General features: G+C 62.8%; 12 protein-coding genes and 1 pseudogene. 4 read left to right on the top strand and 9 right to left on the bottom strand.

The genetic code is table 11. The features are described 5' to 3' along the window. Nucleotides 1–76: 76 nt before the first annotated feature. Together fabA and fabB are read left to right on the top strand one after the other, a co-directional pair. On the top strand, nt 77–592 hold the full coding sequence (fabA, locus tag ACODS5_RS14450; protein WP_011534736.1) for a 3-hydroxyacyl-[acyl-carrier-protein] dehydratase FabA: 516 nt from the start codon (nt 77–79) through the stop codon (nt 590–592). Nucleotides 593–603: 11 nt separating this feature from the next. After that, nucleotides 604–1,821, top strand: a complete 1,218-nt coding sequence (gene fabB / locus ACODS5_RS14445; RefSeq protein ID WP_134693137.1) for a beta-ketoacyl-ACP synthase I — start codon at nt 604–606, stop codon at nt 1,819–1,821. Nucleotides 1,822–2,031: 210 nt separating this feature from the next. On the opposite strand, the gene ACODS5_RS14440 is transcribed toward fabB, so the two are convergent. The 3 genes and pseudogenes from ACODS5_RS14440 to ACODS5_RS14430 form a co-directional block, all read right to left on the bottom strand. Continuing rightward, complete coding sequence (locus ACODS5_RS14440; protein WP_489109021.1) at nt 2,032–2,772, bottom strand: methyl-accepting chemotaxis protein; 741 nt, start codon at nt 2,770–2,772, stop codon at nt 2,032–2,034. A 114-nt stretch (nt 2,773–2,886) separates the two neighbouring features. Further along, nucleotides 2,887–3,657: pseudogene (locus ACODS5_RS14435) on the bottom strand (MCP four helix bundle domain-containing protein); the annotation flags it as partial. 115 nt (nt 3,658–3,772) lie between these two features. Beyond that, nucleotides 3,773–4,780: an amidohydrolase family protein gene (locus tag ACODS5_RS14430; RefSeq protein WP_134693139.1), complete on the bottom strand. Its 1,008-nt coding sequence runs from the start codon at nt 4,778–4,780 to the stop codon at nt 3,773–3,775. A gap of 109 nt (nt 4,781–4,889) precedes the next feature. Here ACODS5_RS14430 and ACODS5_RS14425 point away from each other — a divergent pair, with 109 nt between their 5' ends. Then, nucleotides 4,890–5,753 carry a pirin family protein gene (locus tag ACODS5_RS14425; RefSeq protein ID WP_489108987.1) on the top strand — a complete coding sequence of 288 codons (864 nt, stop codon included), beginning with the start codon at nt 4,890–4,892 and terminating at the stop codon, nt 5,751–5,753. A gap of 31 nt (nt 5,754–5,784) precedes the next feature. Here ACODS5_RS14425 and ACODS5_RS14420 read toward each other — a convergent pair whose 3' ends face one another. The 4 genes from ACODS5_RS14420 to ACODS5_RS14405 form a co-directional block, all read right to left on the bottom strand. Beyond that, nucleotides 5,785–6,510, bottom strand: coding sequence for a dienelactone hydrolase family protein (locus ACODS5_RS14420; RefSeq protein ID WP_489108986.1), 726 nt, complete (start codon nt 6,508–6,510; stop codon nt 5,785–5,787). Nucleotides 6,511–6,611: 101 nt separating this feature from the next. Further along, a complete protein-coding gene (htpG, locus tag ACODS5_RS14415; protein ID WP_489108985.1) occupies nt 6,612–8,519 on the bottom strand; it encodes a molecular chaperone HtpG in 1,908 nt (635 codons plus the stop codon). A gap of 95 nt (nt 8,520–8,614) precedes the next feature. After that, nucleotides 8,615–9,073 carry a PaaI family thioesterase gene (locus ACODS5_RS14410; protein ID WP_134693143.1) on the bottom strand — a complete coding sequence of 153 codons (459 nt, stop codon included), beginning with the start codon at nt 9,071–9,073 and terminating at the stop codon, nt 8,615–8,617. Next, on the bottom strand, nt 9,070–9,546 hold the full coding sequence (locus ACODS5_RS14405; protein ID WP_134693144.1) for a PaaI family thioesterase: 477 nt from the start codon (nt 9,544–9,546) through the stop codon (nt 9,070–9,072). Before ACODS5_RS14405 ends, ACODS5_RS14410 begins: the two co-directional genes overlap by 4 nt. A 136-nt stretch (nt 9,547–9,682) precedes the next feature. Between ACODS5_RS14405 and ACODS5_RS14400 the strand changes: the two genes are divergently transcribed. Further along, nucleotides 9,683–9,967: a hypothetical protein gene (locus ACODS5_RS14400; protein ID WP_134693145.1), complete on the top strand. Its 285-nt coding sequence runs from the start codon at nt 9,683–9,685 to the stop codon at nt 9,965–9,967. Nucleotides 9,968–10,034: 67 nt separating this feature from the next. Here the strand turns inward: ACODS5_RS14400 and ACODS5_RS14395 are convergent, their stop codons facing one another. Further along, complete coding sequence (locus ACODS5_RS14395; RefSeq protein ID WP_134693146.1) at nt 10,035–10,778, bottom strand: DUF599 domain-containing protein; 744 nt, start codon at nt 10,776–10,778, stop codon at nt 10,035–10,037. A 209-nt stretch (nt 10,779–10,987) separates the two neighbouring features. Continuing rightward, a complete protein-coding gene (brnQ, locus tag ACODS5_RS14390) occupies nt 10,988–12,301 on the bottom strand; it encodes a branched-chain amino acid transport system II carrier protein (RefSeq protein WP_134693147.1) in 1,314 nt (437 codons plus the stop codon). Between the last annotated feature and the right edge of the window lie 403 nt (nt 12,302–12,704).

Raw genomic sequence — 12,704 nt, 5'->3', positions numbered from 1 at the left:
CCGCCCCGAACGCAGAGCGATTCGGATCGGCCGGGAAGATTCATCCCCTGCCACAGGGGGTTATTGAGGAGCTCGCATGACCAAACAAAACGCCTTTACCCGGGAAGACCTGCTGCGCTGCAGTCGCGGTGAGCTGTTCGGCCCCGGTAATGCGCAACTGCCCGCCCCGAACATGCTGATGGTCGATCGCATCACCCACATCAGCGAGGAAGGCGGCAAGTTCGGCAAAGGTGAATTGGTCGCCGAGCTGGATATCAATCCGGACCTGTGGTTCTTCGCCTGCCACTTCGAAGGCGATCCGGTGATGCCGGGCTGCCTGGGCCTGGACGCCATGTGGCAGTTGGTCGGTTTCTTCCTCGGCTGGCAAGGCCTGCCGGGCCGCGGTCGCGCCCTGGGTTCGGGCGAAGTGAAATTCTTCGGCCAGGTCCTGCCTAGCGCCAAGAAAGTCACCTACAACATTCACATCAAGCGTGTCCTCAAGGGCAAGCTGAACATGGCCATCGCCGACGGCTCGGTCAGCGTCGACGGTCGCGAGATCTACACCGCCGAAGGCCTGCGGGTCGGCGTGTTCACCTCCACTGACAATTTCTAAGGGTTATTCGCATGCGCCGCGTCGTTATCACTGGTCTGGGCATCGTATCGTGCCTGGGCAATGACAAAGCTACCGTCACCGAAAACCTGCGCAACAGCCGTCCGGGTATCCGTTACAACCCGGAATACAAGGAACAGGGGCTGCGTAGCCAGGTTTCCGGCTCCATCGACCTCAACCTCGAAGAACTGATCGACCGCAAGGTCTACCGCTTCGTCGGCCACGCTGCCGCCTACGCCTACCTGGCGATGCAGGACGCGATCAAGGACGCCGGCCTGACCGAAGAGCAGGTTTCCAACCCGCGTACCGGCCTGGTTGCCGGCTCCGGCGGCGCCTCGACCCTGAACCAGATGGAAGCGCTGGATACCCTGCGCGAAAAAGGCGTCAAGCGTGTCGGCCCGTACCGCGTCACCCGCACCATGGGCAGCACCGTGTCGGCGTGCCTGGCCACCCCGTTCAAGATCAAGGGTATCAACTACTCGATCTCGTCGGCCTGCGCTACCTCCGCGCACTGCATCGGCACCGCCCTGGAGCAGATCCAGTGGGGCAAGCAGGACATCGTCTTCGCCGGTGGCGGTGAAGAAGAACACTGGAGCCAGTCGTTCCTGTTCGATGCCATGGGCGCCCTGTCGACCAAGCGCAACGAAACCCCGGAACTGGCCTCGCGCGCCTACGATGCCGACCGTGACGGCTTCGTCATCGCTGGCGGCGGCGGCATGGTGGTGGTCGAGGAGCTCGAGCACGCCCTGGCCCGTGGCGCCAAGATCTACGCCGAGATCGTCGGCTACGGCGCCACCTCCGACGGCTACGACATGGTCGCTCCAAGCGGCGAAGGCGCGATCCGCTGCATGCAGCAGGCGCTGTCCACCGTCGACACCCCGATCGACTACCTGAACACCCACGGCACCTCCACCCCGGTCGGCGACGTCGCCGAGATGAAGGGCGTGCGTGAAGTGTTCGGTGCCAACGCGCCGAAGATCAGCTCGACCAAGAGCCTGTCCGGTCACTCGCTGGGCGCCGCAGGCGTGCACGAGGCGATCTACTGCCTGCTGATGATGGAAAACAACTTCATCGCCGGCTCCGCCAACATCGACGAGCTGGATCCGGAAGTCGCGGACCTGCCGATCGTACGCAAGACCGAAGACGCCAAGCTCACCACCGTGATGAGCAACAGCTTCGGCTTCGGCGGCACCAACGCCACCCTGGTGCTCAAGCGCTGGGAAGGCAAGTGATCGGCTGACACGCTGAACGAGAACGCCCGGACCTCAAGTCCGGGCGTTTTTGTTTGTGCTTCGGCCCAACTTCTCCTCCTGTAGGAGCGGCCTTGTGTCGCGAAAGGGCTGCGTAGCGGCCCCAAGGGCTCAGCGCCACCGCCGAGATTGCTGGGGCCGCTTTGCGGCCCTTTCGCGACACAAGGCCGCTCCTACAGGGGGCGATGAACGTCAAACAGAGAAGCGCTGCACCAGGGTATTAAGGTCCACCGCCAATCTCGACAGCGCCTGGCTGGCGGCGGACGTCTCCTCGGCCCCGGCCGATGACTGATGCGCCAGGTCGCGGATGGTGGTCAGGTTACGGTCCACTTCACGCGCCACCTGGGCCTGCTGCTCCGAAGCACTGGCAATCACCAGGTTGCGCTCGTTGATCTGGCCGATGGCCGCGGCAATCGCCTCCAGGGCATCACCTGCGCCATGGGCGCCGTCCAGGGTCGAGCGCGCCTGGGCATCGCTGTGCTGCATGCCCTGCACGGCTCGCTCGGCACCGCTGCGGATGGCGACGATCATCTGCTCGATCTCCTGGGTCGAACTTTGCGTGCGATGTGCCAGGGCGCGCACCTCGTCGGCGACCACGGCGAAACCACGCCCGGCCTCCCCGGCCCGCGCTGCCTCGATGGCGGCATTGAGCGCCAGCAGGTTGGTCTGCTCGGCAATCGAACCGATCACATCCAGCACCTTGCTGATGTCGTGCACCTGCTGCGCAAGCTGGCCAACCTCCTCGGCATTGCCCGCCACACCGCTGGCCAACGCCTCGATGGCGGCGACCGTGCCGCGCACCTGCTCACGCCCTTCGCGGGCGATCTGATCGCAGGTGCGGGACGCCTCGGAGGTAGCCACCGCATTGCTCGCCACCTCCTCCACCGCCGCGGTCATCTGGTTGACCGCAGTGGCGGCCTGTTCGATCTCCATGCTCTGTTGTTGCAGGCCGCGAGTGGCATCCTCGGTGACCGCGCTCAGTTCCTCGGAGGCAGAAGCCAACTGGCTGGCCGAATCGGAAATTCGCCCAATGGTCTCACGCAGGCTCTGCTGCATGCTCTTGAGCGCCGCCAGCAGGCGCGCCGGCTCGTCATCGCCCTGCACGGTGATCTGCGGCGTCAGGTCTCCCGTGGCCACCGTCTCGGCCACCTGCAGCGACTGCCCAAGCGGGCGCACGATGCTGCGGGTCAGGGCCAGGGCCAGCACCACGGTCAAGCTCAGGGCGACCACCAGCAGCACGCCAACCCACACCTTGGCCCCGCTGTACACCGCCTCGGCCAGGTCGGTGGCCGTGTTGGCCTGGTGGTTGTTCAGCGCGATCAGTTCGTTGAGCGTACTGGTCATCTGGTCGGCCAGCTGGTTCATCTCGCCATTGACCAGTGCCGCCGCCGCGTCGATGCGCCTTTCGCTGGCCAGTTGCACCACTTGGCCCTGCAAGGTCATGTACTGGCGCTCCAGGCCCTGGTAGCGGTCGAACAGGGTGCGCTCCTCGGGCAGCACGATCAGCCCGTCATAGTGATTCTGCGCCTTGCTCAGACCGCCCTTGATCTCCTCGATGCGCGCGCGGTTCTGCTGCTGCGCGGCCGGGTCGGTGTTGACCAGCAGGCGCAGGGTCAGGGCCCGGATGCGCAACATGTCCTGGGTCATGCTGCCCACCGAGATCACGCTGGGCAGCCAGTTGTTGTCCACTTGTTCGGACTGCTGGCGCATGTTGGTCATCTGTTGCAGGGCAAAACCGCCCAGGGCCACCACCAGCAGCGCCATGATGCCGAAGCCAAGGCCAGCGCGCGGGGCGATATTCAAGCGTCTCAGGCTCATTTCCAGGATCCCTCCCATCAGCGTTGTTTCCATTGCTTAAAGAAGGTATCGGGCCGTTTGGAATTTGCGTAAGACGAAAAGGCAATATCAAAACGCTATCCTCGATTGAAAGGCGCTACTTCACGTTTTTTGGCAGCAGATCGAGAAAATTCCGCCGACTCACCTGCTCTGCCACCGCTGCGGGCAAAGCATCGAGGAATGGATTGAAAGCGTGCATCTGCTCGCCGATGCTGGCGAAGCGCCCCACCACATCGGACCCTAGCATGAAGCGTTCGGGGAAGCGCACGACCAGGTCGACCCAGGCCTTGCGTGGCACGCCCTGCTCATCCAGCAGGTAGGGCTCGAGCACGCTCCAGGACAAGTCCACGTACAGGTTTGGATAGTCTTCGAGCAATCGGCTGAGCACCGGCAGGAGAAAGTCCATGCGTTCCTGGTGCCGGTGAATTTCCATGCTGCTGCCGGCATGGGCCCAGATGAAGCGGGTATGCGGGTGGTTACGCAACGGCTCTTCGATTTCCGCCAGGTACAGCGGGTTGCGCTCGCGCTTGGAGGTGATGTTCGAATGCAGCAACACCGGCAGGTCGCGCTCGGCGGCCAGGTGGTAAATGCGAGTCATGGCTTCGTTGTTGGCCCGCGGGGTATCGCCGCTGGTCAGTGCGGTGAGGTCGTCATGGCGAGTGAACACCTCGCCGATGCCTTGCCACAACCCCGGATAAAGTTCGAGCATGCGCTCGATATGGCTGACGGCATTCTTGTCCACCGGGTTGAAGCCGGTGAGAAACGGGTGGAAGCGCCTGCGCTGCTCGACAGGCAGCTTTTCCAGCGCGGCGGCGACGTACAGATCGGTGGCGCTGTACCAGTAGGCATCGGCATCGTCGCCGGCGTAGTAGCGCGGGCGCTTGGGTTCGTCCTCGTGCCATTTCTTGGCCACCGGGATGCCGGAGATCATCGACTGCTCGACCCCGGCCTCGTCCATGGCCTTGAGCAAGGCCGGCATGCCTTCGGTTTCCTGGAAGAAATCCACGTAGTGCAGATGGGCGTCGCTGTAGCGGTAGCCGCGGGCTTGCGCAGTGTCGAACAGGCTTGCGCTCAACAGCAGGCAGGCCAATGTGCGGGCAATCATCTCAGGCTCCTTTGCCGGTACCGCAAGAGTAGACCGGGCAGCGCCCGCGACGGTTCAGCCACGGCCAGCAAAACGCTATGCTTGCAGGCATCCCTCAAGGAGTGTCGCCATGAGCAGCCCCCTGGTCATCCGCCCACGCGCCGAATCGGTCGAGGGCCAGCCGATCCTGCGCCCGCTGCCCTCGGCGCAGTGTCGCAGCGTAGGCCCTTTCGTGTTCTTCGACCATATGCTGGAAACCGACTACGCGCCGGGTCATGGCATGGACATTCGCCAGCACCCGCATATTGGCCTGTCCACCCTCACCTACCTGTTCGAGGGGGAAATCCAGCACAAGGACAGCCTTGGCTCGGACCAACGCGTGCGCCCGGGAGACGTCAGCTGGATGACCGCCGGAGCGGGCGTGGCGCATGTCGAGCGCACGCCGGCCGAGGTGCTCGAGCGCGGCTCGCGGCTGCATGGGCTGCAGGTCTGGCTGGCCTCGCCGACGTCCGACGAGCAGGGCCCGGCAAGCTACAGCCATCACCCGGCGGCCAGCCTGCCGGCCAGTGACAGCCTCGGCGTGCAGATCCGCATGATCGCCGGCACCGGTTTTTGCCTGGCCTCACCGGTACCGGTGCTCTCCCCCACCCTCTACGCTCATGTGCACATGCAGGCGGCCACCACCCTGATCGTGCCGACGGAACACGCACAGCGCGCGCTGTATCTGCTCGAAGGCGAGTTGATGCTGGATGACGAGGAAGTCGAGCCATGCAGCCTGATCGTGCTGCCCGAGGGCGAAGAGGTGGTGTTGTATGCCGAGCAAACGTGCCAGCTGGTGCTGATCGGCGGCGCGCCGCTGGATGGGCCGCGGCGGATGAACTGGAATTTTGTGGCCAGTGATGCGGAGCTGATCGAACAGGCCCGGGCCAGGTGGGCTGCGGGGGATTGGCCGGTGGTGCCGGGGGAAACCTCAAGAATCGAATTGCCGCGCTGATTTTGGGGCTGCTTTGCAGCCCCATGCAAACTCAGCGCTGGAACACTTCGCTCAGCAGGTTGTGCATCGAGCGGAATGCCCGCTCGGAGGTACGCCGGTCATACTGCATCTTGCCCGGCACATTCGCGTTCGGATCGGTGAACGAGTGCACTGCCCCGCCATAGCTAAGCAACTGCCAGTCAACCTTGGCAGCATTCATCTCTTCTTCGAAGGCTGGCAACTGCTCCCTTGGCACCAATGGGTCGGACGCGCCATGCAGCACCAGCACCGAACCCTTGATGCGCTTGGCATCCTCGGGGTTCGGGGTATCCAGCGTGCCGTGGAACGACACCGCCGCCCTCAGATCGGCACCGGTGCGGGCAAGCTCCAGGGCGCAGCAGCCGCCGAAGCAGAAACCGAACGTCGCGACCTTGCCTGGCTCGAGCAGCGCCTTCGACTGCCCCACCAGTTGCGCCAGTGCTTCCTGCATGCGCTTGCGCAGCTCGGCGCGATCGTTCTTCAGCGGCATCATTGCCGTACCGGCTTCATCAGCATTGGACGGCCGCACCGACTGGCCATACAAGTCGGCAATCAGCACCACATAGCCTTGCTCGGCCACTTCCTTGGCGATACGTTCGGCGCCCTCGCCGATACCCATCCAGTTCGGCGCCATCACCAGGCCCGGCTGCGGCAGCGCGCCCGGGGCATAGACCAGGCGGCTTTCGTAAGCCTTGCCTGACAGGTGATAGACCAGCGACTCGACGATGACCTTGCTCATTCAGCTCTCCTTGGGCGTTCACGGGTCAAGACAGGATAGATGTAATCGTAAAAGCGGCAGACATGAAAAAGCCCGCCGAAGCGGGCTTTTCTTGCCTCAGGTCAAGCCGACAGCTCGACCAACAGCTTGTTGAGGCGACGCACGTAGGCCGCCGGGTCCTTCAAGCTGTCGCCCGCCGCCAGCGCCGCCTGGTCGAACAGGATGTGCGACAGCTCGGCGAAGCGGTCTTCGCTCTGCTCGCCATCGAGCTTCTCGATCAGCGGGTGGCTTGGGTTGAACTCGAAGATCGGCTTGGACTCTGGCACCTTCTGCCCGCTGGCTTCGAGAATCTGGCGCATCTGCAGGCCCAGGTCCTGTTCGCCGATGGCGAGGATCGCCGGCGAGTCGGTCAGGCGGTGCGAGACACGTACCTCGGCCACGCTGTCACCCAGCGCGCCCTTAAGGCGCTCGACCAGGCCTTCCTTGTCCTTGGCGACTTCTTCCTGGGCCTTCTTGTCCTCTTCGGAGTCCAGCTTGCCCAGGTCCAGGTCGCCACGGGCGACATCGACGAACGCCTTGCCATCGAACTCGTTGAGGTAGCTCATCAGCCACTCGTCGATGCGGTCGGTCAGCAGCAGCACCTCGATGCCTTTCTTGCGGAAGACCTCCAGGTGCGGGCTGTTCTTGACCTGGGCGTGGGACTCGCCGGTCAGGAAGTAGATCTTGTCCTGGCCTTCCTTGGCGCGTGCCAGGTAATCGGCCAGGGCAACGCTCTGCTCGCCGCTGTCGTCATGGGTGGAGGCAAAGCGCAGCAGGCCTGCGATCTTCTCCTTGTTGGCGAAGTCTTCCGCCGGGCCTTCCTTCATCACCTGGCCGAAGTTCTTCCAGAAGCCCTTGTACTGTTCAGGCTCGTTCTTCGCCAGCTTCTCCAGCATGTCCAGCACACGCTTGGTCAGTGCGGTCTTCATCGACTCGATAATCGGATCCTTCTGCAGGATCTCGCGGGAGACGTTCAGCGACAGGTCGTTGGAATCGACCACGCCCTTGATGAAGCGCAGGTACAGCGGCAGGAACGACTCGGCCTGATCCATGATGAACACACGCTGCACGTACAGCTTGAGGCCGCGTGGCGCTTCGCGCTGGTACAGGTCGAACGGCGCGCGGGCCGGCACGTACAGCAGCGAGCTGTATTCGAGCTTGCCTTCGACCTTGTTGTGGCTCCAGGCCAGCGGGTTCTCGAAGTCGTGGCTGATGTGCTTGTAGAACTCCTGGTACTCCTCGTCCTTGACCTCGGTACGCGGACGGGTCCACAGGGCGCTGGCACGGTTGACGGTTTCCCACTCCTGCGCCGGCTGCTCTTCGCCTTCGGCGGCAGCGGCCTGCTCCTTGGGCAACTCGATCGGCAAGGCGATGTGGTCGGAGTACTTCTTGACGATGTTGCGCAGGCGCCAGCCATCGGCGAACTCGTCTTCACCGGCCTTCAGGTGCAGGACGATGCGGGTGCCGCGCTGCGGCTTGTCGACGGTGGCGACCTCGAACTCACCCTCGCCCTTGGATGACCAGTGCACGCCCTCGGCGGCCGGCAGACCGGCACGGCGGCTGAACACGTCGACCTGGTCGGCAACGATGAAGGCCGAGTAGAAACCCACGCCGAACTGACCGATCAGGTGCGAATCCTTCTTCTGGTCACCGGTGAGGTTCTTCATGAAGTCGGCGGTGCCGGACTTGGCGATGGTGCCCAAATGCGCGATGACATCCTCGCGGCTCATGCCGATACCGTTGTCCTCGAGGGTCACGGTGTTGGCGGCCTTGTCGAAGCTGACGCGGATCTTCAGGTCGGCGTCGCCTTCGAGCAGCTCAGGCTTGGCCAGGGCCTCGAAGCGCAGCTTGTCGGCGGCGTCGGAGGCGTTGGAGATCAGTTCGCGCAGGAAGATCTCCTTGTTCGAGTACAGGGAATGGATCATGAGGTGCAGCAGTTGCTTCACCTCGGTCTGGAAGCCCAGGGTTTCTTTTTGAGTCTCCACACTCATGGTCTTCAAAACTCCAATCTGTTGGTTGGTGGCGCCCGACGGCCGTCATGGCCTGCGTTTTATGGCGGATGTCCAGCAGATGGGGGCAGCCCTGACTATTTCAAGGGCTTTTCCGGTTCGATCTTGAAATGCGCCCGCGCCGTGGCGATCGGCGCGTCGCGATCACCCTGCCAGGCGGTAATGGCGACATTGGTCACCCGCCGGCCCTGGCGCCACAGCTGGCACTGGGCGAAGGTGTCGCGGTAGTGCCCGGCGCGCAGGTAGTCGATGGAAAAGTCGATGATTTTCGGGATGCTCGCGCTTTCGCTGTAGATCAGCAGGTACAGCGCCGCCGACAGCTCCATGAAACCGGCGATCACCCCGCCATGGATCGCCGGCAACAGCGGGTTGCCGATGTTGTCGGGGTTGGCCGGCAGGTGGAACAGCAGATCGTCGCCCTGGCGCTCGCAGCGGATGCCAATCAAGCCGGCGTAGGGAATCAACGCCAGCAACGGCTGGTAATCGCCACGGGCATGGGCCTGGTTCAGTTGCTGGCGAATATCGGCCGGGATCATGCGCGCTGCTCCTTGAGGCTGTTGCCGAAGCGGATGCCACCCTTGATGTCCTGGCCCAGGCGCATGAAAGTGCCGACCACCTGGCAGATCGGCTGCGCCGGATCGTCCTGATAGGCCGAGCCACGGGTGAAGATCACATCGCGGGTCACCCGGTAGCACAGGGCGTGGCCGTAGATGTCCTTGCCCGCCTCGGCCGGGTGCATGTAGTCGATACGCAAATCCAGGGTCGGGCACACCTCGAAGCGTGGCAAGGCACACAAAGTGGCCATGCCGCAGGTGGTGTCCATCAGGGTGGTCAGGACCCCGCCATGCACCGCACCGCTCTGCGGATTGCCGACGATGGCCGGCGACCAGGGCAACACCAGGGTCATGCCCTGGGCATCGACGTGATGCACACGCATGTTCAACACCTGGCAATGTTTAAGCGCCGACAGGAAACGTTCGGCCATGCCCTGCAAGGCAGTGTCGTTCATTATCAACCCCGCATGAAATCACTGAAAAGTCCATATAGCTCGGGCAGTTATATATCTGTAACCTGGGTGGAACTTATTCGCCCCCGGCGAACTCGAAGGAACAAGTAAAGTTATTCCACCAAGGAGAGACACCCCCATGCGTAAACCTTTTGCTTTTGCTCTGATGCTGGCCGCTGCCATGGGCCTGGCTGCTTGCGATAAAGCGAGCGAAGACAAGGCCCAGGACGCACAGCAACACGCCGAGCAGGCCCAGGAAAAGATGGGCGAAGCTCAGGATAAATTGAACGACGCCGCCAAGGAAAACGCCGAAGCCGCCAAAGATCAGGCCGAAGCGCAGCAGAAGGCCGCCGAGGAAGCCGCACCTGCTACCCCAGCGCCAGAAACCGCGCCAGCGACCCCTGCCGAACCTGCCAAGCAGTAATCGCGCAGCATAAAAAAACCCGACGCTGTCGGGTTTTTTTATGCCTGGTACTTATAGCTGAAAGGCTTCAGCCGACACTATTGGAACTGTCTCTGTCTACGGCAGACGTTGCAGTGGGAGTAAATACCATCACCTCCAATACATGGGAATGAAACTCCCGTCGATACAGAATGAATACCACGCCAACACTCATGACCATGAACAGCCACGGGCTGATGAACCAACTCAACATGGCCATGCCGAAATAATAAGAACGCAAACCCAGGTTGAACTGGTTGGCGGCCAGCGACAGCACCCTCGCCGCCCGGGAGGCGAAGGCCTTGCGCTCCAGTTCGTTGACCTCGCGTTCACCGATCATCGGCGCCGAACCCACCAGGACAGCCGCGAAGTTGTATTGGCGCATGCACCAACTGAAGGTGAAGAAGGCATAGACGAACACTGTCGCCAGGCACAGCAGCTTGATTTCCGACATGCCCTGGGACGCCTGTTGCACCAGCGGCAGGTCGGCCAGCAACGACAAGGCACGGTCCGAGGCGCCCAGCACGGTGAGGATGCCGGCGAGGATGATCAGGGTGCTGGAGGCGAAGAACGAAGCATTGCGCTCCAGATTGCCGATCACGCTAGCGTCGGCGATGCGGTTGTCACGCAGCAGCATGCGGCGCATCCAGTCTTCGCGGTACAGGTGCAGCACGCTGGCCAGGCAGGCGGTGTCACGACCCTTCCAGAGCGCATAACGGGTGTAGCCGCCCCAACAGATGGCGAACCAGCAGGCTGCCACGAGGTTGCCAAGGTTGTTTTGAATGAAGCTCATGCAGGAATCCCGTCAAAGAGAAACAGACCGGTTTTCGACGCCCGGACTCGCCATAAGACACATGCGCCGTATTGATTTTCCTGCACCCGCGAAGAGGCCAGCACAGGCAACAAAAAACCCCGCGCCTTTCGGACGCGGGGTTTGATATCCACCTTTGGCAGGCGCCCTTCGGCTTGTGGCCGGCGCCCTGCCCTTCAGGCTTCAATCCATCAGGCCAGCGCCTCGCGCGGCTTGCCCAGCAGGCGATCGCAGGCCACGGCGGCGGCCAGGGTGACTACCGAAGGCACCAGCCAGGCCATGCCTTCGTCGCTGAACGGCAGGTGAGCCATGAAGTCTGGCAGCACGTGGGCCAAGCTGCTGCCCTTGACCGCGTCGACAATACCGAACACCAGCGATACCAGCATGACCGGCGCCAGGATACGGGTTGGCGAATTCCACAGGTCCTTCACGAAGCTCAGGCCCACCACCACGATGCATGGTGGGTAGATCGCCGTGAGCACGGGAATCGAGAACATGATCAGCTTGGTCAGACCCAGGTTGGAAATCACCAGCGAGAAGCCCGCCAGGATCACCACCAGGGTACGGTACGACAACGGCAGTATCTGGCTGAAGTACTCGGCGCAGGCGCAGGTAAGACCGACGGCGGTCACCAGGCAGGCCAGTGCGATCAGCACAGCGAGGAAGCCACTGCCCAGCGAGCCGAAGGTGTGCTGCACATACGCGTGCAGGACCATCGCCCCGTTGGTGGCGTCAGCGGCGATGTCATGGCTGCCGGCGCCGAGGCGGAACAGGCTGACATACACCAGCACCAGGCCGACACCGGCAATCAGCCCGGCGATGATGGCATAGCGGGTGATCAGCTTCGGCGACTCGACCCCGCGCGAACGGATGGCGTTGACGATGACGATACCGAAGACCAGGGCGCCCAGGGTGTCCATGGTCAGGTAACCATCGGAGAACCCTTTGGAGAACGCCGCTGCGGCATAGGCCGGCTGGGCCTCGCCGATCGTGCCGGCGGGCAAGGCGAAGGCTGCGATACCCAGCACCGCCAGGGCGATGATCTTCAAGGGCGCCAGGAACCGCCCCACGGTGTCGAGCAGCTTGCCTGGGTACATGGACACGGCCAGTACCACGGCGAAATACACCACGCTGTAGATGAGCAGCGCCGTCGGACTCTCGCCGGTCAACGGCGCAACGCCCACTTCGAACGACACGGTCGCGGTGCGTGGGGTGGCGAACAGCGGGCCGACCGAAAGGTAGCAGACGGCCGCCAGCAGGCCGCCGAAGAACTTGCCGATCGGGCTGCTCAGGGCGTCCATGCCACCACCGACCTTGGCCAGGGCGACCACGGTGATGACCGGCAGGCCCACGGCGGTGACCAGGAAGCCGAGTGCCGCCATCCATACGTTCGGGCCAGATTGCAGGCCGACGATAGGCGGGAAGATGATGTTGCCGGCGCCGACGAACAGCGCGAACGTCATAAAGCCAAGCGCCAGGATATCCTGGCCTTTTAAAACTTTCATTTAAGGAAATACCACACTGCTGAAATCGGGAGTCGGAGGGGATTTCCCACAGGATTAAGGGAAATGCTGCCCGGCTTGGTGAGCCAGACCCGTTTAGCGTGTCGTTCCCTTTTGGGGTACGGGCACAGAGTGAACGCGTAGGGTACCTGTTTTGCCTGACAAACGCACTGGCACAGTGCTGCTTGTCCGATGTGCGTATGTGTTTGTCGTCTGGTTGAACGTGTTAGGCGACAATTTATTGCTCATTTGGGTAGATGTCTGGTTGAAAAACCTGATTGGGGTGATCGAGCTTTCCTAATCCTTACTGAGCAGGTGTAGGAGCGGCCTTGTGTCGCGAAAGGGCCGCGTAGCGGCCCCAGCGGTACTTGCATCGAAGCTGAAATCCTGGGGCCGCTCTGCGGCC

It is taken from the genome of Pseudomonas sp. FG47 (assembly GCF_057809115.1).
This window is presented reverse-complemented; position numbering and strand designations above follow the sequence as displayed.

Excerpts from the sequence above, each read along its gene's own strand:
- fabA (WP_011534736.1), top strand. The coding sequence starts at position 77 with ATGACCAAACAAAACGCCTTTACCCGGGAAGACCTGCTGCGCTGCAGT.
- fabB (WP_134693137.1), top strand. The coding sequence starts at position 604 with ATGCGCCGCGTCGTTATCACTGGTCTGGGCATCGTATCGTGCCTGGGC.
- ACODS5_RS14440 (WP_489109021.1), bottom strand. The coding sequence starts at position 2,772 with ATGGAGATCGAACAGGCCGCCACTGCGGTCAACCAGATGACCGCGGCG.
- ACODS5_RS14430 (WP_134693139.1), bottom strand. The coding sequence starts at position 4,780 with ATGATTGCCCGCACATTGGCCTGCCTGCTGTTGAGCGCAAGCCTGTTC.
- ACODS5_RS14425 (WP_489108987.1), top strand. The coding sequence starts at position 4,890 with ATGAGCAGCCCCCTGGTCATCCGCCCACGCGCCGAATCGGTCGAGGGC.
- ACODS5_RS14420 (WP_489108986.1), bottom strand. The coding sequence starts at position 6,510 with ATGAGCAAGGTCATCGTCGAGTCGCTGGTCTATCACCTGTCAGGCAAG.
- htpG (WP_489108985.1), bottom strand. The coding sequence starts at position 8,519 with ATGAGTGTGGAGACTCAAAAAGAAACCCTGGGCTTCCAGACCGAGGTG.
- ACODS5_RS14410 (WP_134693143.1), bottom strand. The coding sequence starts at position 9,073 with ATGATCCCGGCCGATATTCGCCAGCAACTGAACCAGGCCCATGCCCGT.
- ACODS5_RS14405 (WP_134693144.1), bottom strand. The coding sequence starts at position 9,546 with ATGAACGACACTGCCTTGCAGGGCATGGCCGAACGTTTCCTGTCGGCG.
- ACODS5_RS14400 (WP_134693145.1), top strand. The coding sequence starts at position 9,683 with ATGCGTAAACCTTTTGCTTTTGCTCTGATGCTGGCCGCTGCCATGGGC.
- ACODS5_RS14395 (WP_134693146.1), bottom strand. The coding sequence starts at position 10,778 with ATGAGCTTCATTCAAAACAACCTTGGCAACCTCGTGGCAGCCTGCTGG.
- brnQ (WP_134693147.1), bottom strand. The coding sequence starts at position 12,301 with ATGAAAGTTTTAAAAGGCCAGGATATCCTGGCGCTTGGCTTTATGACG.